This is a genomic window from Pseudomonas sp. RGM2987, from assembly GCF_022952855.1.
Taxonomy (GTDB): Bacteria; Pseudomonadota; Gammaproteobacteria; order Pseudomonadales; family Pseudomonadaceae; genus Aquipseudomonas.
Genome location: NZ_JALJDX010000208.1, coordinates 32,304 through 51,814, shown reverse-complemented (window position 1 = coordinate 51,814; position 19,511 = coordinate 32,304). Strand labels below are relative to the sequence as shown.

Annotated in this window: 15 protein-coding genes and 5 tRNA genes; 13 read left to right on the top strand and 7 right to left on the bottom strand. The window is 61.4% G+C overall.

Translation table 11 applies throughout. The features are described 5' to 3' along the window. Positions 1 to 2 precede the first annotated feature (2 nt). On the bottom strand, positions 3 to 1,328 hold the full coding sequence (gene yegQ / locus RGM2987_RS18385) for a tRNA 5-hydroxyuridine modification protein YegQ (RefSeq protein WP_245143965.1): 1,326 nt from the start codon (positions 1,326 to 1,328) through the stop codon (positions 3 to 5). A 149-nt stretch (positions 1,329 to 1,477) separates the two neighbouring features. Here yegQ and RGM2987_RS18380 point away from each other — a divergent pair, with 149 nt between their 5' ends. Beyond that, positions 1,478 to 2,539 (top strand): AI-2E family transporter, encoded by a 1,062-nt coding sequence (locus RGM2987_RS18380; RefSeq protein WP_245143963.1) that lies wholly within the window; start codon positions 1,478 to 1,480, stop codon positions 2,537 to 2,539. Here RGM2987_RS18380 and RGM2987_RS18375 read toward each other — a convergent pair. The 4 genes from RGM2987_RS18375 to RGM2987_RS18360 form a co-directional block, all read right to left on the bottom strand. Continuing rightward, complete coding sequence (locus RGM2987_RS18375; protein WP_245143961.1) at positions 2,536 to 2,718, bottom strand: hypothetical protein; 183 nt, start codon at positions 2,716 to 2,718, stop codon at positions 2,536 to 2,538. The two genes, RGM2987_RS18380 and RGM2987_RS18375, sit on opposite strands and share 4 nt — an antisense overlap. A gap of 91 nt (positions 2,719 to 2,809) precedes the next feature. Then, complete coding sequence (locus RGM2987_RS18370) at positions 2,810 to 3,004, bottom strand: hypothetical protein (protein ID WP_245143958.1); 195 nt, start codon at positions 3,002 to 3,004, stop codon at positions 2,810 to 2,812. Between the two features lie 246 nt (positions 3,005 to 3,250). Further along, a tRNA-Asn gene (locus RGM2987_RS18365) sits at positions 3,251 to 3,326 on the bottom strand. A 254-nt stretch (positions 3,327 to 3,580) separates the two neighbouring features. Continuing rightward, complete coding sequence (locus tag RGM2987_RS18360; RefSeq protein ID WP_245143956.1) at positions 3,581 to 4,777, bottom strand: amino acid aminotransferase; 1,197 nt, start codon at positions 4,775 to 4,777, stop codon at positions 3,581 to 3,583. Between the two features lie 332 nt (positions 4,778 to 5,109). Between RGM2987_RS18360 and uvrB the strand changes: the two genes are divergently transcribed. The 11 genes from uvrB (at position 5,110) to RGM2987_RS18305 (ending at position 13,492) form a co-directional block, all read left to right on the top strand. After that, on the top strand, positions 5,110 to 7,125 hold the full coding sequence (gene uvrB / locus RGM2987_RS18355) for an excinuclease ABC subunit UvrB (protein ID WP_245143954.1): 2,016 nt from the start codon (positions 5,110 to 5,112) through the stop codon (positions 7,123 to 7,125). A 211-nt stretch (positions 7,126 to 7,336) separates the two neighbouring features. Further along, a complete protein-coding gene (gltX, locus tag RGM2987_RS18350; RefSeq protein ID WP_245143950.1) occupies positions 7,337 to 8,818 on the top strand; it encodes a glutamate--tRNA ligase in 1,482 nt (493 codons plus the stop codon). 146 nt (positions 8,819 to 8,964) lie between these two features. After that, positions 8,965 to 9,040, top strand: a tRNA-Ala gene (locus RGM2987_RS18345). 79 nt (positions 9,041 to 9,119) lie between these two features. Next, positions 9,120 to 9,195, top strand: a tRNA-Glu gene (locus RGM2987_RS18340). Positions 9,196 to 9,247: 52 nt separating this feature from the next. Next, positions 9,248 to 9,323: transfer RNA gene (locus RGM2987_RS18335), tRNA-Ala, on the top strand. A gap of 76 nt (positions 9,324 to 9,399) precedes the next feature. After that, positions 9,400 to 9,475 (top strand) — tRNA-Glu (locus RGM2987_RS18330). A 180-nt stretch (positions 9,476 to 9,655) separates the two neighbouring features. Then, on the top strand, positions 9,656 to 10,195 hold the full coding sequence (locus tag RGM2987_RS18325; RefSeq protein WP_245143947.1) for a TetR/AcrR family transcriptional regulator: 540 nt from the start codon (positions 9,656 to 9,658) through the stop codon (positions 10,193 to 10,195). Positions 10,196 to 10,223: 28 nt separating this feature from the next. Then, positions 10,224 to 11,057 (top strand): alpha/beta fold hydrolase, encoded by an 834-nt coding sequence (locus RGM2987_RS18320; protein WP_245143945.1) that lies wholly within the window; start codon positions 10,224 to 10,226, stop codon positions 11,055 to 11,057. Between the two features lie 148 nt (positions 11,058 to 11,205). Further along, on the top strand, positions 11,206 to 11,649 hold the full coding sequence (locus tag RGM2987_RS18315) for a thioesterase family protein (RefSeq protein WP_245143943.1): 444 nt from the start codon (positions 11,206 to 11,208) through the stop codon (positions 11,647 to 11,649). Between the two features lie 311 nt (positions 11,650 to 11,960). Next, on the top strand, positions 11,961 to 12,920 hold the full coding sequence (locus tag RGM2987_RS18310; RefSeq protein WP_245143940.1) for a tRNA-dihydrouridine synthase: 960 nt from the start codon (positions 11,961 to 11,963) through the stop codon (positions 12,918 to 12,920). 119 nt (positions 12,921 to 13,039) lie between these two features. After that, positions 13,040 to 13,492: an Hsp20 family protein gene (locus RGM2987_RS18305; RefSeq protein ID WP_047700569.1), complete on the top strand. Its 453-nt coding sequence runs from the start codon at positions 13,040 to 13,042 to the stop codon at positions 13,490 to 13,492. Positions 13,493 to 13,696: 204 nt separating this feature from the next. Here RGM2987_RS18305 and RGM2987_RS18300 read toward each other — a convergent pair whose 3' ends face one another. Together RGM2987_RS18300 and RGM2987_RS18295 are read right to left on the bottom strand one after the other, a co-directional pair. Continuing rightward, positions 13,697 to 16,975 (bottom strand): EAL domain-containing protein, encoded by a 3,279-nt coding sequence (locus RGM2987_RS18300; protein ID WP_245143938.1) that lies wholly within the window; start codon positions 16,973 to 16,975, stop codon positions 13,697 to 13,699. A 69-nt stretch (positions 16,976 to 17,044) separates the two neighbouring features. Further along, on the bottom strand, positions 17,045 to 17,935 hold the full coding sequence (locus tag RGM2987_RS18295; RefSeq protein ID WP_245143936.1) for a LysR family transcriptional regulator: 891 nt from the start codon (positions 17,933 to 17,935) through the stop codon (positions 17,045 to 17,047). Between the two features lie 154 nt (positions 17,936 to 18,089). Between RGM2987_RS18295 and leuC the strand changes: the two genes are divergently transcribed. After that, the gene (leuC, locus tag RGM2987_RS18290; protein ID WP_245143933.1) at positions 18,090 to 19,508 is read left to right on the top strand and encodes a 3-isopropylmalate dehydratase large subunit; all 1,419 of its coding nucleotides are present in this window, start codon (positions 18,090 to 18,092) and stop codon (positions 19,506 to 19,508) included. Positions 19,509 to 19,511: the final 3 nt, after the last annotated feature.

The window sequence follows — 19,511 nt, the reverse complement described above, 5'->3', positions numbered from 1 at the left end:
CACTAGGCCTGGCGCACATCCCGCATCAACAACCCGAACCGCAGATCCACCGCATCCGGGATCGGCACATACACCACATGCCCATCCCCCGGCGCGACTTTGATGGCCTGGCCCTTCACGTCCTGCAATTGATGCAGGTCGAAGTGGAAGTTGCCCTTGGGCGTCATCAGTTCCAGATGATCGCCCACCTCGAAACGGTTCTTGACCCGCACCTCGGCCAGCCGCTCGCGGCGTTCGCCGGTCAGTTCGCCAACGAACTGCTGGCGCTCCGAGACCGAATGGCCGTTCTGGTAGTTCTGGTATTCATCATGCACATGGCGCCGTAGGAAACCTTCGGTGTAGCCGCGTTGTGCCAGGGATTCCAGATCAGTCACGAGGCTGCGGTCGAACGCCCGGCCGGCCACCGCGTCATCAATGGCCCGGCGGTACACCTGAGTGGTGCGGGCGCAATAGAAGTGCGACTTGGTCCGGCCTTCGATTTTCAGCGAATGCACGCCCATGTGGGTAAGCCGCTCGACATGCTGCACGGCCCGCAGGTCCTTGGCATTCATGATGTAGGTGCCGTGTTCGTCTTCGAAGGCCGGCATGGCTTCTTCGGGGCGGTTGGCTTCATGCAGCAGGAACACCTGTTCGGTAGGCGTGCCGAGGCCAAGGGTCGGCTCGGGCTGGCAGGTCTGCACGATGTCGCCCACGGTGTTTTCCACCGCCGGTTGCGCCGAATACTTCCAGCGGCAGGCGTTGGTGCAACTGCCCTGGTTGGCGTCGCGCCGGTTCAAATAGCCGGACAGCAGGCAGCGCCCGGAATAGGCCATGCACAGCGCGCCGTGGACGAATACCTCCAGTTCCATGGCCGGCACCTGTTGGCGGATCTCGGCGATTTCCTCCAGGGACAGTTCCCGGGACAGGATGATCCGGCTCAGGCCCTGTTGCTGCCAGAACTCGACGCTCGCCCAGTTCACGGTATTGGCCTGCACCGACAGGTGGATCGGCATCTGCGGGTAGTGCCGGCGAACCAGCATGATCAGCCCCGGGTCGGACATGATCAGCGCGTCCGGCGCCATGGCGATCACCGGCGCCAGGTCCTTGAGGAAGGTGCGCAACTTGGCATTGTGCGGGGCGATGTTGACCACTACGTAGAAGCGCTTGCCCATGGCTTGGGCCTCGCGGATGCCGAGGGCCAGGTTGGCGTGGTCGAATTCATTGTTGCGCACCCGCAAGCTGTAGCGCGGCTGGCCGGCGTAGACCGCGTCGGCCCCATAGGCGAAGGCGTAGCGCATGTTTTTCAGGGTGCCGGCGGGTGCGAGCAGTTCGGGGGCTACGAGAGGCATGGTGGCGTCGGATCGCAAAAAGCGCGCAGGCTAGGCCATGGGCGGCCAAACGGTATTGACCTGGATCAATGCCGACGGAGAAACGCGACGGCACTCCCGCGTGCCCGGGAGGACTAACGTGTATCCCGCCTTTTGGACATGGAAAGCTGATGAATCGAAAGATGCTGCAAAACAAAGCCCAGATGCTATTGCTGATCCTGGTGACCGTCGCCTTCATCTGGATCCTGCTGCCATTCTACGGTGCGGTGTTCTGGGCGGTGATCCTGGGAATCGTCTTTGCGCCGATGCAGCGCCGCCTGCAACTGAAGTTCGGTTGGCAACGCAACATCACGTCGCTATTGACCCTGAGCACCTGCGTGCTCATCGCGATTCTGCCGGTGATCGTCATCAGCACGCTGCTGGTGCAGGAAGGCGCGGCGCTGTACAAGAGCCTGGAAAGCGGGGAGCTGGATATCGCCGATTACCTGGCGCGGTTCAAGGACGCGCTGCCGCCGTACTTCCAGCACCTGCTGGACCGCTTCGGCCTGGGTAACCTGAGTGGGTTACGCGACAAAATCGTCAAGAGCGCGATGCAGGGCAGCGAGTTTTTCGCCACCCAGGCCTTCAGCTTCGGCCAGGGGACGTTCCAGTTCCTGGTCAGTTTCTTTGTGATGCTGTACCTGTTGTTTTTCTTTTTGCGCGATGGTCCGGAGCTGGTGCGCAAGGTGCGCGCGGCTGTGCCCCTGGCTGAGCATCAGAAGCGTCGTTTGCAATTGAAATTCAACCGGGTCGTGCGGGCGACCGTGAAGGGCAATCTGTTGGTTGCCATCACCCAAGGCGCGCTGGGCGGGTTGATCTTCTGGATACTGGGGATCCCGACGGTGTTGCCATGGGCGGTGCTGATGGCGTTCCTCTCGCTGTTGCCGGCCGTCGGGGCGGGCATCGTCTGGGCGCCGGTGGCGGTGTACTTCCTGCTTTCGGGGGCGATATGGCAGGGCGTGGTGCTGGCACTGTTCGGGGTGTTCGTGATTGGCCTGGTGGATAACTTCCTGCGTCCGATCCTGGTGGGCAAGGACACCAAGATGCCCGACTACATGGTGCTGGTCTCGACCCTCGGCGGGCTGGCGGTGTTCGGTTTGAACGGTTTCGTGATCGGACCGCTGATCGCTGCGCTGTTCCTGTCCTGCTGGGCGCTGTTCGTTGAAAGTGGGCCTCGGGTGAACCTGCCCTAGGCGCTCAGTGCGTAGGGGCCGATGCGTTGCGACATGGCCTGGGCGGCGGGCAGTGAGGTCAGCGGGCCGCTGATGGTCACGCCATCCTGCACCAGATACCAGCAGGCCAGCACGCCTCGCTCCCTGAGCACGGCGGGAACGGCACTGCCGATGACGGACATGATCTGAACCTTGGGCATGGGAAACCTCCATTAATCGATGGGGGTTACCTTACGACTCAGCCGGGGGGAAGGAAAAATCAACAGGCTCGATAGTAGGAATCGATGCCGCTCAATCGACGACCAGATCGAGCATATGCACCACTTCATGCTCACTGAGCAGGCCCTTGCGCACCAGGTTTTCCGCCAACAGGGAAAGAAACTTGGCGTTGCGGTGGCCTTCCAGGTGCTTGAGTTCGGTCAGCGCGTTGTACACCTTGCTGGAGGTACACAGGCCAACGATACGGTGGGGGTTTTGTGTAGGCATACCTTCGTCCTTGTTGTTATGAAGCTGTTGTTGACGGACTGCGCCAGTGTGCGGCGCGGTCATGACGCCCGCGTGACAGCTTGGGTTGTAGGAAAAAGAAAGCAGGATTCAGACCATAATGCCTTTTTGGCGCCGGTTTATTGTTCCGTGAGCGACCTCCGGCAGGCTGATATAGCCATGAAGCTGAATCGCGCCCACAAAAAAGCCCCTGGATCTTTCGATTCAGGGGCTTTTCATATTGCTGTCTGGCTCCACGACCTGGACTCGAACCAGGGACCCAGTGATTAACAGTCACTTGCTCTACCAACTGAGCTATCGCGGAATGACGCGTATGTTACTGATTGGAAAAGAGAAGTCAAGCTTTGGGTGATGATTGGGGCGCTGGAAGGGCAGTGGGGTGATCTTCAATCACTTGTTACCGCCTCACCCAGCGCTAAAAAGCGGAAACACAAAAACCAATGTGGGAGCGGGCTTGCTCGCGAATGCGGTGTGTCAGCTACGAATATTTAAACTGACATACCGCCTTCGCGAGCAAGCCCGCTCCCACAGGTCTCAAGGCTCTTTGCTCGGCGAGCCTCAGATCACCTGCACAATCGCCTTGGTCACCGCATCGATGTTGTTCTGGTTCAACGCCGCCACGCAGATGCGGCCGGTGTCCAGGGCGTAGATGCCGAACTCGTTGCGCAGGCGCGTCACTTGTTCAACGGTCAGGCCGGAGTAGGAGAACATCCCGCGCTGGCGTGCGACGAAGCTGAAGTCGCGGTGCGGTGCAGCCTTGGCCAGCATGTCCACCATCTGGTTGCGCATGCCGCGAATGCGCAGGCGCATTTCGGCCAGTTCCGCTTCCCACTGGGCCCGCAGCTCCGGGCTGTTGAGCACGGCGGCAACAATGCTGGCGCCATGGGTTGGCGGGTTTGAGTAGTTGGTGCGGATCACGCGCTTGACCTGGGACAGCACGCGAGCGCTTTCCTCCTTCGATTCGCTGACGATCGACAGGGCGCCGACGCGCTCGCCGTACAGCGAGAACGACTTGGAGAACGAGCTGGACGCGAAGAAGGTCAGGCCCGATTCGGCGAACAGGCGCACGGCCCCCGCGTCTTCGTCGATACCGTCGCCAAAGCCCTGGTAGGCCATGTCCAGGAACGGAACGTGGTTCTTGGCCTTGACCACGGCCAGCACGTTTTTCCAGTCTTCCGGGCTCAGGTCCACACCGGTCGGGTTGTGGCAGCAGGCGTGCAGCACGACGATCGAGCGGTCGGGCAGGGCGTTCAGGTCTTCGAGCAGACCTGCGCGGTTCACGTCATGGGTGGCGGCATCGTAATAGCGGTAGTTCTGCACCGGGAAGCCTGCGGTTTCGAACAGGGCGCGGTGGTTTTCCCAGCTTGGGTCGCTGATGGCGACGACGGCGTCAGGTAGCAGTTGCTTGAGGAAGTCGGCGCCGATCTTCAATGCGCCGGTGCCGCCCACGGCCTGGGTGGTGATGACGCGACCGGAACTGATCAGCGCAGAGTCCTTGCCGAACAGCAGGGTCTGGACCGCTTGGTCGTAGGCGGCGATGCCGTCGATCGGCAGGTAGCCGCGGGAAACGTGCTGGGCCACGCGAATCGTCTCGGCTTCGACCACGGCGCGCAGGAGTGGAATGCGCCCCTCCTCGTTGCAGTAAACACCTACGCCCAGGTTGACCTTATTGGTACGGGTGTCAGCGTTGAATGCTTCGTTGAGGCCCAGGATGGGGTCGCGGGGTGCCAATTCGACAGCGGAAAACAGGCTCATTATTGCGCGGCTCTGAATGGAGTGAGGGGGGACGTGTGGCGCTCCAGCCGGATGCACTAGAGCGGTGCACAAACGGGGAGCTAGTATAGAGGCCATCACCGGCTGCGGCGACAGGCGATTCGGCTTTTACGGTAAGAATTTTGGTTTTTTTTCGACCGTTAGTCCCTTCGCGGCGTCAAAGTCTTCAAGGCTTGTAGGACGTTCGTCTTGAAAGCTAAGGGATTCACCTCCACATTGTGCGCATCCCAGCTTTTTCCTCGGACGACATCAGTCGTTTCGGTCTTTCTCGTTCCTGTCGGCTGGCCGACCGGGGTGAACCCAGAGGTTATGTCATGTCTGAATTCCAGCTAGTCACACGATTCCAGCCCGCCGGCGACCAGCCGGAAGCCATCCGCCTGATGGTCGAGGGCATCGAGGCCGGCCTGGCGCACCAGACGCTGCTCGGTGTGACCGGCTCGGGCAAGACGTTCAGCATCGCCAACGTGATCGCCCAGGTGCAGCGTCCGACCCTGGTGCTGGCGCCGAACAAGACCCTGGCCGCGCAGTTGTACGGTGAGTTCAAGGCGTTCTTTCCGAACAACGCGGTGGAGTACTTCGTCTCTTATTACGACTACTACCAGCCCGAGGCCTACGTGCCATCGTCGGACACCTTCATTGAGAAGGACGCCTCGATCAACGACCACATCGAGCAGATGCGCCTGTCGGCGACCAAGGCGCTGCTCGAGCGCAAGGACGCGATCATCGTTACTACCGTGTCGTGCATCTATGGCCTGGGCAGCCCGGAAACCTATCTGAAGATGGTGCTGCACGTGGACCGCGGCGACAAACTCGACCAGCGTGCCTTGCTGCGGCGCCTGGCCGACTTGCAGTACACCCGCAATGACATGGATTTCGCCCGGGCGACCTTCCGGGTGCGCGGCGATGTGATCGACATCTACCCGGCGGAATCCGACCTGGAAGCGATCCGCATCGAGCTGTTCGATGATGAAGTGGAGAGTATCTCGGCGTTCGACCCGCTGACCGGTGAAGTGATCCGCAAGCTGCCACGCTTTACCTTCTACCCCAAGAGCCACTACGTGACACCGCGGGAAACCCTGCTGGATGCCATCGAAGGGATCAAGGTCGAGCTACAGGAACGCCTGGAATACCTGCGTTCGAACAACAAGCTGGTGGAAGCCCAGCGCCTGGAGCAGCGGACTCGGTTCGACCTGGAAATGATCCTGGAGCTGGGCTACTGCAACGGCATCGAAAACTACTCGCGCTACCTGTCGGGCCGTCCGGCGGGCGCGCCGCCACCGACCCTGTATGACTATCTGCCGGCCGATGCCTTGCTGGTGATCGACGAATCCCACGTCAGCGTGCCCCAGGTCGGCGCGATGTACAAAGGCGACCGTTCGCGCAAGGAAACCCTGGTGGAATACGGCTTCCGCCTGCCTTCGGCGCTGGATAACCGGCCGATGCGCTTCGATGAGTGGGAAAGTGTCAGCCCGCAGACGATTTTCGTCTCGGCCACCCCTGGCAACTACGAGGCCGAGCATGCCGGGCGGGTGGTCGAGCAAGTCGTGCGTCCGACCGGGCTGGTGGATCCGCAGGTCGAAGTGCGGCCGGCGCTGACCCAGGTGGACGACTTGCTGTCGGAAATCACCAAGCGTGTGGCGTTGGAGGAGCGGGTGCTGGTCACCACGCTGACCAAGCGCATGGCCGAAGACCTCACCGACTACCTGGCCGACCACGGTGTGCGGGTGCGTTACCTGCACTCGGACATCGACACGGTAGAGCGGGTCGAGATAATCCGCGACCTGCGTCTGGGGACCTTCGACGTGCTGGTGGGCATCAACCTGCTGCGCGAAGGCCTGGACATGCCGGAAGTGTCGCTGGTGGCGATTCTCGACGCCGACAAGGAAGGCTTCCTGCGCTCCGAGCGCTCGTTGATCCAGACCATCGGTCGGGCGGCGCGTAACCTCAACGGCCGGGCGATTCTCTACGCCGACCGCATCACCGGCTCCATGGAGCGGGCCATCGGTGAGACCGAGCGGCGTCGGGACAAACAGATTGCGTTCAACCTCGCCAATGGCATCACCCCCAAGGGGGTGTTCAAGGACGTCGCCGACATCATGGAAGGCGCCACCGTACCCGGTTCGCGCAGCAAGAAGCGCAAGGGCATGGCCAAGGCCGCCGAAGAAAGCGCCCGCTACGAAGCCGAGCTGCGTTCGCCCAGCGAAATCACCAAGCGTATCCGGCAGTTGGAAGAGAAGATGTACCAACTGGCCCGCGACCTGGAGTTCGAAGCAGCGGCGCAATTGCGTGACGAGATTGGCAAGTTGCGCGAGCGGTTGTTGGCGGTCTGAGGTTTGCGCCGGCCTTTAGGGCCCTTTCGCGAGCAAGCCCGCTCCCACATGGAATGCGTACCCCCTGTGGGAGCGGGCTTGCTCGCGAATGAGGCGACGCGGTCTGACGGTTCCCGCTGATATCCCCCTCCGACTGGAGCCCCCCTGCCATCGCCTGTTACCATTCGCCCCCTGTTTGATCTTCGCTTTTATCTTCTTTCCGAGACATGCCATGACCACCGTCCGTACCCGCATCGCGCCGTCGCCCACTGGCGATCCCCATGTCGGCACCGCTTACATCGCTCTGTTCAACTATTGCTTTGCCAAGCAGCATGGCGGTGAGTTCATCCTGCGGATCGAGGACACCGACCAGTTGCGTTCGACCCGTGAGTCCGAGCAGCAGATTTTCGATGCCCTGCGCTGGTTGGGGATCGAATGGAGCGAAGGCCCGGATGTCGGCGGCCCCCATGGGCCGTACCGGCAGAGCGAGCGTGGCGATATCTACAAACAGTATTGCCAGCAACTGGTCGACATGGGCCATGCGTTCCCGTGCTTCTGCACCGCCGAAGAACTGGACCAGATGCGTGCCGAGCAGATCTCCCGTGGTGAAACCCCGCGCTATGACGGCCGTGCGCTGCTGCTGTCCAAGGAAGAAGTCGCCCGTCGCCTGGCGGCCGGTGAGCCTCATGTCATCCGCATGAAAGTCCCGAGTGAAGGCGTCTGCGTGGTGCCGGACCTGCTGCGTGGCGATGTCGAGATCCCGTGGGATCGCATGGACATGCAAGTGCTGATGAAGACCGACGGCCTGCCGACGTACTTCCTCGCCAACGTGGTCGACGATCACCTGATGGGCATCACCCACGTACTGCGTGGTGAAGAGTGGCTGCCCTCGGCGCCGAAACTGATCCTGCTCTACGAGTACTTCGGTTGGGAACAGCCGCAGCTGTGCTACATGCCGCTGCTGCGTAACCCGGACAAGAGCAAGCTGTCCAAGCGCAAGAACCCGACCTCGGTGACTTTCTACGAGCGCATGGGCTTCATGCCCGAAGCGATGCTCAACTACCTGGGGCGCATGGGCTGGTCGATGCCCGACGAGCGCGAGAAGTTCTCATTGCAGGAAATGGTCGAGCACTTCGACCTGTCGCGCGTCTCCCTGGGCGGCCCGATTTTCGATATCGAGAAACTCTCGTGGCTCAACGGCCAGTGGCTGCGGGACCTGCCGGTGGAAGAGTTCGCCGCACGCGTGCAGAAGTGGGCGTTGAATCCTGAGTACATGATGAAAATCGCCCCCCATGTGCAGGGCAGGGTAGAGACCTTCAGTCAGATCGCCCCGCTGGCCGGTTTCTTCTTCGCCGGTGGCGTGACGCCGGACGCGAAGCTGTTCGAGTCCAAGAAACTCTCGGGCGATCAGGTGCGTCAGTTGATGCAACTGATCCTGTGGAAGCTCGAAAGCCTGCGCCAATGGGAAAAGGACAGCATCACCGCGACCATCCAGGCGGTGGTCGAGTCTCTGGAGCTGAAGTTGCGCGACGCCATGCCGCTGATGTTCGCCGCCATAACCGGCCAGGCCAGCTCGGTGTCCGTGCTTGATGCGATGGAAATCCTCGGACCGGACCTGACGCGTTTCCGTCTGCGCCAGGCCATCGATCTGCTCGGTGGCGTGTCGAAGAAGGAAAACAAGGAGTGGGAAAAACTGCTCGGCGCGATTGCCTAAGCGGTCGATGAGGCAGGGCATACCCCGGTTTTCCGGGGTTTGTCGGTAAGTGATTGTTATCCCGGCAAAAAATTTTCAGATTTGTTGAAAATAAATTTGACAGCCCCCCGATACGCCCTTAAGATTCGCCCCGTCCTCAGCGATGAGGGGCTATAGCTCAGCTGGGAGAGCGCTTGCATGGCATGCAAGAGGTCGACGGTTCGATCCCGTCTAGCTCCACCAATTTACACTTCAAGGTCTGGCCACACCGGCCTTGAAGCGATCAACACTCAGCGTTGATCAGTTGTATAGAAGGGTTTGCGTCCCCTTCGTCTAGTGGCCTAGGACACCGCCCTTTCACGGCGGTAACAGGGGTTCGAGTCCCCTAGGGGACGCCAGTTTTACGAAGCGATGTTGCAAGATGTCGCTGCGCCGCGAGGCGAAAAATCCGGGGCTATAGCTCAGCTGGGAGAGCGCTTGCATGGCATGCAAGAGGTCGACGGTTCGATCCCGTCTAGCTCCACCAATCGACAGGTTCAAGGTCTGGCCACACCGGCCTTGAATCGATCAGTTCTCAGCGCTGATCAAGCAAGAAGGTTTGTGTCCCCTTCGTCTAGTGGCCTAGGACACCGCCCTTTCACGGCGGTAACAGGGGTTCGAGTCCCCTAGGGGACGCCACGATTACCCGCTCTGCGGGATTTTATAAGGGTCATTCAATTCTTGAATGGCCCTTTTGTTTGTCTGGCGTTCAGCCAATTCTCCCTTTCTCAAAGATGATCCTGACAGGCGGTCTGAATTTTCCGCTTGCAGAAAATTATTATGCGAATAATATTCTAGTCGTAATATTCGGAGGCAGCGATGAGCGATAAAAAGGCACAAACCCGTGAACGCATTATCAAGGCCGCCAGCGACGCGTTGATCCAGCGTGGCCCGGCCGAGCCGAGCGTGGGCGAGGTGATGGGCGCAGCCGGGCTGACGGTGGGCGGTTTCTACGCCCATTTCGAAAGCAAGGATGCGTTGATGCTCGAGGCGTTCAAGAAACTGCTCAGCCGGCGCCGCGGCTTGATCGCCGACATGGATGCTGAGCTGACCGGTGAAGAGCGGCGCGCCCTGGTAGCGGCGTTCTACCTGTCGCGCAAGCATCGCGATTCCACCGAGAACGCTTGCCCGATCCCGGCTTCGATCGGCGAGCTGGGTCGTTTGCCGGATCCGTTTCGTGACGTGCTCAGCGAGCACATTGAGTTGATGGCCGCGCAGTTAGCGGCCAGTCCCGAAGATGCCGACAAGGCCCTGGCCGATATCGCCTTGATGGTGGGCGGCCTGGCCCTGGCGCGGGCCTTGGGCCCAGGAGAACTGTCGGATCGTTTGCTGCGTGCCGCCAAGTCGGCAGTGCGCTGAGCGCAAGATGCATGCCTGGAGGTGAGCGATGGACAGGTTGACCTGGATTCGTGGCGTCAATGGCACGCTGGGCCGAGTGGCTCCGCAACTGGTGGCGAAGAAGATGCGATCGCTGTTCATGCGGCCCCGGGATCTGCCGCCTCGGGACTGGGAGTTGCCACTGTTGGCGAGCGCCGAGCGCGTCACCTTGCGCTTCGGTCTCTCGGCCTTGCGTTGGGGCAATGGCCCCGCCGTCTTGCTGATGCACGGTTGGGAAGGGCGGCCCACCCAGTTCGCGGCGTTGATCACTGCGCTGGTGGACGCCGGTTACACCGTGGTGGCGCTGGACGGTCCGGCCCATGGCCGCTCTCCGGGTCGCGAAGCGAACGTCCTGTTGTTCGCCCGGGCCATGCTCGAAGCCGCCGCCGAACTGCCACCGTTGCAGGCTGTGATCGGGCACTCCATGGGCGGCGCCAGCGCCATGCTGGCGGTCCAGTTGGGACTGCGCACCGAGACCCTGGTCAGCATCGCGGCGCCGGCGCGCATCCTGGGTGTATTGCGCGGTTTTGCCCGCCATATGGGTCTGCCGCCTCGCGCGCGATCGGCGTTCATACGCCAGGTGGAAAACGATGTGGGCATGCCCGCGTCGAAGATGGACGTCGCGCATTACCAGATGGACGTGCCGGGGCTGATCGTCCATGCCGAGGATGACACTTCAGTGTCGGTCAAGGAATCGCAACTGATTCATGAGGCCTGGTTCGACAGCCGCTTGCTGCGCTTGCCCCAGGGCGGGCATCAGCGGGTGTTGGCCGATCCCCGTGTGATTGAAGGCGTGTTATCCCTGTTGGCTGGGCGCAGCCTGCAAGCACGGCAGTTGGCCTGAGCTTGAATGGTGGGGGAAGCAAGGCTTGCCCGCGATGATGTCGGTACATTCGCAGTGATGCAGTCTGTCCTGGCGCCATCGCGGGCAAGCCCGGCTCCCACAGGGATCGGGTACACTGCGCCGATCCACATTCGACCGGGAGAGGGGCATGGGCTGGGATCGGGCAACGCCGTTCATCATTGATCTTCAGGTAGGCGCCGAAGACATCGACGGGTTGGGGCACGCCAACAATGCCGTGTACGTCACCTGGCTGGAGCGCTGTGCCTGGCGGCATTCGCAACGCCTGGGGCTGGACCTGGTTGAGTACCGACGGCTGGATCGGGCCATGGCGGTGGTGCGGCATGAAATCGATTACCTGGCGGCGGCCTATGAAGGCGATGAGCTGCAACTGGCGACCTGGATCGTCGACTGGGACCAACGGTTGAAGATGACCCGGCACTTCCAGTTGATCCGCCCCAGCGACAACACCACCCTATTGCGGGCCCAGACCACTTTCGTCTGCATCGAACTGTCCAGCGGCCGACCCAAGCGCATGCCGCCGGAATTCATCGAAGGCTACGGCGCGGCCATGCCCGCGACAGCTTTGTCATGAACTGAACCCTTGTGGGAGCGGGCTTGCTCGCGAATGCGACGGCACATTCAGCATCAATGCAAGCTGCTCCAGCGCTTTCGCGAGCAAGCCCGCTCCCACAATTGGATTTGCGGCGGACTTGATTCCTGAGAGCTGCGCAACCCCCTGTGGGAGCAGGCTTGCTCGCGAATGCGGCGGCACATTCACATCAATGTAGCCTGACCCACCGCTTCGCGAGCAAGCTCGCTCCTACAGGGGGTGGTGGTGAATTCAGATGGTGTGGGCAAAATCCGGTAAACTGCCGCACGTTTTTTCGTTGAGTGTGTTTTTCCATGCAAATTGCCCTGGCGCCCATGGAGGGGTTGGTTGACAACATCCTGCGGGATGTCCTGACCCGCGTTGGCGGTATCGACTGGTGTGTCACCGAGTTCATCCGTATCAACGACCGCCTGCTCACACCGGCCTATTTCCACAAGCTCGCCCCTGAACTGTTGACCGATGCCAAGACCGCCGCCGGCGTGCCATTGCGGGTGCAGCTGCTGGGGTCCGATCCGGTGTGCCTGGCGGAAAACGCGGCGCTGGCCTGTGAGTTGGGTTCGCAAGTCATCGACTTGAACTTCGGTTGCCCAGCCAAGACTGTGAACAAGTCCCGGGGCGGGGCGGTGTTGCTCAAGGAGCCGGAACTGCTCAACCGGATCGTCGAGCACGTACGTCGCGCGGTCCCCGGCCATATCCCTGTCACGGCCAAGATGCGCCTGGGCTTTGATAGCCCGGACGGCGCGCTGGTCTGCGCCACGGCCCTGGCCGAAGGCGGCGCCGAGCACATCGTCGTGCATGCGCGGACCAAGACCGACGGCTACAAGCCACCGGCGCACTGGGAATGGATTCCCCGGGTCCAGGAAGTGGTCAAGGTGCCGGTATTCGCCAACGGTGATATCTGGAGCGTGGACGATTGGCGCCGTTGCCGCGAAATCAGCGGCGTGGAAGACATCATGCTCGGTCGCGGTCTCGTTTCCCGCCCAGACCTCGCCCGGCAGATCGCCGCAGCCCGGGCCGGCGAGGAAGTGGTCCAGATGTCGTGGGCCGAGCTGCAACCGATGCTCCAGGAGTTCTGGCGACAGGTGGTCGAGCAACTGACACCGCGCCAGGCGCCGGGTCGACTGAAGCAATGGCTGGCCATGCTCACCCGCAATTATCCCGAGGCGGTGCAGTTGTTTACGGCCCTGCGCCGGGAAACCGAGCTGGACGCGGTGGGCCATTTGCTGGGCGTACCGCACACGGAAGCGGCCTGAAAAAAATTTCAAAAAAAGCTCTTGAAAAGTTTTTGGCGAACCCTAGATAGGGGTTACGCGATGCCGAATCCGGGTCGCGGAGACAAAAAACCTTGCTGATTTTTCAGGAGATTTGAATCATGAGTACTGCATTTTCGCTGGCCCCGCTGTTCCGTTCCTCGGTAGGTTTCGACCGTTTCAACGATCTGTTCGAAACCGCTTTGCGCAACGAACCGGGCAGCAGCTATCCACCCTACAACGTGGAAAAATACGGTGATGATGAATACCGTATCGTCGTGGCTGCTGCGGGCTTCCGGGAGGAAGACCTGGACCTGCAAGTGGAAAAAGGTGTGCTGACCATCAGCGGCGGTAAGCGCGAGGCCAGCAATGACAGCGTCACCTACCTGCACCAGGGCATTGCCCAGCGTGCATTCAAGCTGTCCTTCCGGTTGGCGGATCATATCGAGATCAAATCCGCCGGCTTGAGCAACGGTCTGTTGAGCATCGACCTGTTGCGGGTGATCCCGGAAGAGGCGAAAGCCAAGCGCATCCCGATCAATGGGGCGCAGCAGCAACCCGCGCTGCAAAACTGATGCACCGCAACTGAAGAAGGGCGCCTAAATGGCGCCCTTCTTCATGTGGGTGTCGCGCCCTGTGGCGAGGGAGCTTGCTCCCGCTGGGGTGCGAAGCAGCCCCGAGAGCTACCGACGGGGAGTGTCAGGCAATTCGGTATCGCGCTTTTTGGGGCTGCTGCGCAGCCCAGCGGGAGCAAGCTCCCTCTCCACAAGGTGCTTGCATTACGGCAACAACCGCTCAAACGCCTCCAGCGGCAACGGTCGGCTGTGCAGATAGCCCTGGTACAAATGGCAATCAAGCCCCTGCAAAAAGTGCAACTGCTCCAGGGTCTCCACGCCTTCGGCAATCATTTCCAGGTTGAGACTGCGGGCCATGGCAACGATGGCGCGGATGATTTCCGCGTCGTTGGGGTCACTGGTGGCATCGCGCACGAATGACTGGTCGATCTTCAGCGTGTCCACCGGTAGGCGCTTGAGGTAGGTCAGCGACGAATAACCGGTACCGAAGTCGTCCATGGCGAAGCTGACCCCGAGTTTCTTGAGTCGGCGCATTTTGCCGATGGTGTCGTCCAGGTTCTGGATCACGATGCCTTCGGTAATTTCCAGCTTCAGCATGGAACAGGGCAGACCGTGGGAGGCGAGGCTGTTTTCGATGCGCTCGACAAAGTCGCTCTGGCGAAATTGGCGCGGACTGATGTTTACACACAGGCTGAACTGCCGCGGGTCGACCTTGCCTTTGGCGATCAGTTGCTTGAAGCCGTCGCAGGCTTCATCGAGGATCCAGGTGCCCACTTCCAGGATCAGTCCGCTGTCTTCCAGCACCTTGATGAATTCGTTAGGCGATTGGGCGCCCAGTTCCGGGTGATGCCAGCGAACCAGGGCCTCGGCGCCAATGATGCGATTGTTCCGGGCATCGACCTGGGGTTGGAAATGCAAGCTGAACTCGCCACGGGCCAAGGCCTGGCGCAGGTCCGTTTCCATGCGCAGCCGTTCGCTGGCGGCTTTTTGCATGGTGGCGTGGAACATCTGTGAGGTGTTGCGCCCCGAATCCTTGGCACGGTACAGCGCGATGTCGGCGCGCTTGAGCAGGTCGGCCGGGGTCGAGCCATGATCGGGAATCAGCGCCATGCCGATGCTCGGCGTGACTTGCAACCGTTGACCATCCAGGGACATGGGCTCTGAAAGCAGTTCGCGCAATGTATCGGCCAGGTTCTGCACTTGTTCGCTGACGACGGCGCGGCTGCCTTCCAGGCCGCTGAGCAGCACCACGAATTCGTCGCCGCCCAGCCGCGCCACGGTGTCTTCCAGGCGTACGCTGGCCTCCAGGCGCGCGGTGATGATCTTCAGCACCGTGTCACCCACCGGATGACCCAGGGAGTCATTGATGTGCTTGAAGTGGTCCAGGTCAAGGAACAGCAGGGCGCCGCGTAAGTTGTGGCGCTTGAGCAGGGCGATCTGCTGGCTCAGCCGGTCCATCAGCAGCGCCCGGTTGGGCAGGTTGGTCAGTGGATCGTGATAGGCGAGGTGGCGGATCTGGGCTTCGGCGTTGCGCAGCAGGCTCACGTCCCGGGCGGTCAGCAGCAGGCAGGCGGTTTCGTTGAGCGTGATGGGCTCGACCGACACCTCCACGGTGAGGATTTCTCCACGTTTGTTGCGCCCGAGCATCTCCTGATGATGCACGCGGCCCTTGAGTTGCAGCTCGGTCAGCAGGCTATTGCGCTGTTTTTCTTCGGCCCAGATGCCGACCTCATAGACCGTGTGGCCAACCACCTCGTCGGCACGGTAGCCGGTCAGGCGGCAGAACCCATCGTTGACCTCCAGGTAGCGGCCGCTTTCCCTTTCGGTGATGGTGATGGCGTCGGGACTTGAGTGGAACGCCTTGGCGAATTTCTCTTCGCTGGCCTTGAGCGCCGCTTCGGAGCGCTGCTGTTGGGTGATGTCCCGCAGGGTGGTGACGATGCACGGTTGATTACCGACGTTGATCTGCCGGCTGGAGATCACGCAGGTCAGCGGTTGACCGTTCTTGTGATGGACGACGATGGCGACGTTGTTCAGGGACTGCTCGCGGATCACTCGTTCAATGCGTTGCAGGCTGCTGCCCGGGGCATCCCAGAGCCCAATTTCATCGGCGGTACGGTCGATTACGTCACTGGCGACCCAGCCGAAGGTCTGGCTGAAACTGGAGTTGATCTCAAGGAATCGCCCAGTGTCCTGGTGGGTGACGCAAATCGGATCCGGGCTGACATGAAACAGCGTGGCGAATTTTTCTTCCGACGCCGCCAGGCTCTGTTCGCGTTCGACCTGGTCGGTGATGTCCAGCAGCGTCCCGGCCATGCGCAACGGGCTGCCGTCGTCGTTGCGATAGAGCCGGGCACGGCTTTCCAGGTAGCGCGAGCTGCCGTCCGGCAGTTGCACGCGGTAGGTCAGTTGGTAGTTGCCGGCCGGGCCTTCGCGCAGGCTGCGATAGGCGTTACGCATGTTGTTGCGTTCTTCGGTGGGCACGCCGTCGAAAAACGCGTCGAACGATTCATGGAATGGCTTGGGTTCCAGGCCATGGAGCTGCGCGGCCCGGGCCGAGCCGTAGAGCATGCCGCTGGGGATGTGCCAGTCCCATGTACCCAATTGCGCCGAATCGAGGGCCAGGTCGAGGCGTTCCTGGCTGTCCTTGAGCGCCTGTTCGGCCTGTTTGCGCTCGGTGGTGTCGAGGAAGGTACTGAGCAAGTAGGGCTGGCCTTCGATTTCGACCTTCTGCGCGCTGAGAAGACCGGTGTGAACCAGCTCGTTACTGGCCCGCAATTGCACCTCCATGCTTGCCAGTTCGCCTTTGGCCTGGATCGCTTCGAGCAGTTTTGCCCGCTGCGAAGGTTGCACCCACAGGCCCAGTTCCAGCGTCGTGCGGCCGATGATGTCGTGCAACGGCCAGCCAAACAGGCTTTCGAAATATTTGTTGGCTTCGATGATCAGCCCATCTTCCTGGCGGGTCAGCAAGACCATGTTCGGGCAAAGATGAAACAGCGTCGCGAAGCGCTTTTCCGAACTGCGCAGGGCCTGTTCGCGCTCGCGCTGGTGGGTGATCTCGCGGATCACGCCGATCATGCGCGGGCGGCCGTGCTTGTCGGGTAACACGCTGCCGTTGATTTCCAGCCAGTGCAGGCTGCCATCGGGCCAGACGATGCGGTGATGCATCGCCTGTTCCAACGGTGCGCCGGCAACCGCCGCATGGAAGGCGCGGATGGCCCTCGCCCGGTCCTCGGGCAGCAGCAGGTCCAGGTAGTCGACATCGGTGGGCAGCGGCTGGCGCGGGTCGAATCCGAACAGCGCCTGGGTGCCTCGGGACCAACTGATTTGCCCGGTCTCGATGTCCCATGACCAGGCTCCCAGTCGCGCGCCGTTCAGGGCGGCCAGCAACTGCGGCGCACTGTCCCAGCTTTGCTCGGACCGTTTCGGGTCAAGCGCCTGGATACGCGGCAGGGGTGGGATGTGGTCAGCGGGATTGGGCATTGTATAGCGGGCCTTGAGCAGGTTGGGGCGTTAGGCACGGGCAGTGCGGCTCTATAGGAGTAGCACAACCTATGCCGTTGTCCCTGGCAGATCGATTTGTGCATCCAGTAAGGCCATGAAAGCCCGTGCAGCATTCGAAAGCGTCCGTTCGGTATGCAAGATATAGCCTAGCTGGCGACTGAGCTGTATGCCTGGCAAAGGAATGCGCGCCACCTGTTCGTCGAGCATGGTGCGCGGCAAAACGCTCCAGGCCAGGCCGATGGAGACCATCATCTTTATGGTTTCCAGATAATTCGTGCTCATGGCGATGTTGGGCGTCAGGCCCTGGGCCTCGAACAGTCGCTGCACGATGTGATGGGTGAAGGTGTTGCCGCCGGGGAACACCGCCGGATGCAGGGCGATGTCCGCCAGGCTGACCGCGCCGTTTTCCAGCAGCACGTGCTCCGGGGCCACCACGAAATCCAGCGGGTCGTCCCATACCGGCGTGGCGCGCACCAGCGTGTGCGGCTCGGGGGCGAGCGTGATGACCGCCAGTTCCGCCCGGCCATGGAGGATTTCCTCGTAGGCCACTTCCGAATCCAGGAACTGGATATCCAGTGCGACCTGTGGGTAGCGGCGGGTGAATTCCCTTAATAAAGGCGGCAGGCGGTGCAGGCCGATGTGGTGGCTGGTGGCGAGGGTCAGTCGGCCGGTCACTTCGCCGGTCAGGTTGGTCAGGGCGCGGCGGGTATCGTCCAGCACGTTGAGAATCTGATAGGCCCGTGGCAGCAGGGCCCGGCCGGCCTCGGTCAAGCCCACCTCACGACCCAGGCGGTCGAACAGGCGCACCTTGAGCTGCTGTTCAAGCCCGGCAATCCGCTTGCTGATGGCCGGCTGCGTCAGGTGCAAACGTTCCCCGGCACCCGAGAAACTGCCGGTCTCGGCGATGGCAATGAAAGCGTTGAGATTGGCGAGGTCCATGGCGATTCCGTTCGAATTCCAGTTGGTTATGCAAAGCATGAAAAATATGAATTTGAGTTATTTAATGTAACCCCATAGCATTCAGCCTCACAAGCCAAGGGGTTATTGAATTCAAGACCCAGGGCATAGAAACAAGCTGATGAGGAACCGTCTGATGGCCGGCAAAACGCTCTACGACAAGCTCTGGGATTCGCATTTGGTCAAGCAGCGCGACGATGGCTCCGCGCTGATCTACATCGACCGTCACATCATCCACGAAGTGACTTCGCCGCAAGCCTTCGAAGGCCTGCGCCTGGCCGGGCGCAAGCCATGGCGCATCGATGCCAACATCGCGACCCCGGACCACAACGTACCGACCACCCCGGAGCGCAAGGGCGGCATCGAAGCCATTGCCGACCAGGTTTCTCGTTTGCAGGTTCAGACCCTCGACGATAACTGTGACGAGTACGGCATCGTCGAATTCAAAATGAATGACGTGCGCCAGGGCATCGTCCATGTGATCGGCCCGGAGCAGGGTGCGACCTTGCCCGGCATGACCGTGGTCTGCGGCGACTCCCACACCTCGACCCACGGTGCTTTCGGGGCCCTGGCCCATGGCATTGGCACATCCGAGGTCGAGCATGTGCTCGCCACCCAGTGCCTGGTTGCCAAGAAAATGAAGAACATGCTGGTGCGCGTCGAAGGCCAGTTGCCGTTCGGCGTGACCGCCAAGGACATCGTCCTGGCCGTGATCGGCAAGATCGGCACCGCCGGTGGTAACGGCCATGCCATTGAGTTCGCCGGCAGCGCGATTCGCGACTTGTCCGTCGAAGGCCGCATGACCATCTGCAACATGTCCATCGAGGCCGGTGCCCGCGTCGGGCTGGTGGCCGCCGATGAAAAAACCGTGGCCTACGTCAAAGGCCGCCCGTTCGCCCCCAAAGGCGCCGAATGGGATATGGCGGTTGAAGCCTGGAAAGACCTGGTGTCTGATGCCGACGCGAAGTTCGACACAGTGGTTGAGCTCGACGCCGCGCAGATCAAGCCGCAAGTCAGCTGGGGCACATCGCCTGAGATGGTATTGGCGGTGGACCAGAACGTACCCGATCCGGCCAAGGAAATGGACCTGGTCAAGCGCGACTCCATCGTCCGTGCCTTGAAATACATGGGCTTGAGCGCTAACCAGGCGATCACCGATATCCAGCTCGATCGCGTGTTCATTGGTTCCTGCACCAACTCGCGGATCGAAGACCTGCGCGCCGCTGCGGTGATTGCCAAGGGCCGCAAGGTGGCCTCGACCATCAAGCAGGCCATCGTGGTGCCGGGCTCGGGGCTGGTGAAGGCCCAGGCGGAAGCGGAAGGGCTGGACAAGATTTTCCTCGAAGCCGGTTTCGAATGGCGCGAACCAGGCTGCTCGATGTGCCTGGCGATGAACCCGGACCGCCTGGAGTCGGGCGAGCATTGTGCTTCCACCTCCAACCGTAACTTCGAAGGCCGTCAAGGCGCCGGTGGCCGTACGCACCTGGTGAGCCCGGCCATGGCCGCGGCGGCAGCTGTCAACGGCCGTTTCGTCGACGTCCGCGAATTGATCTGAAGG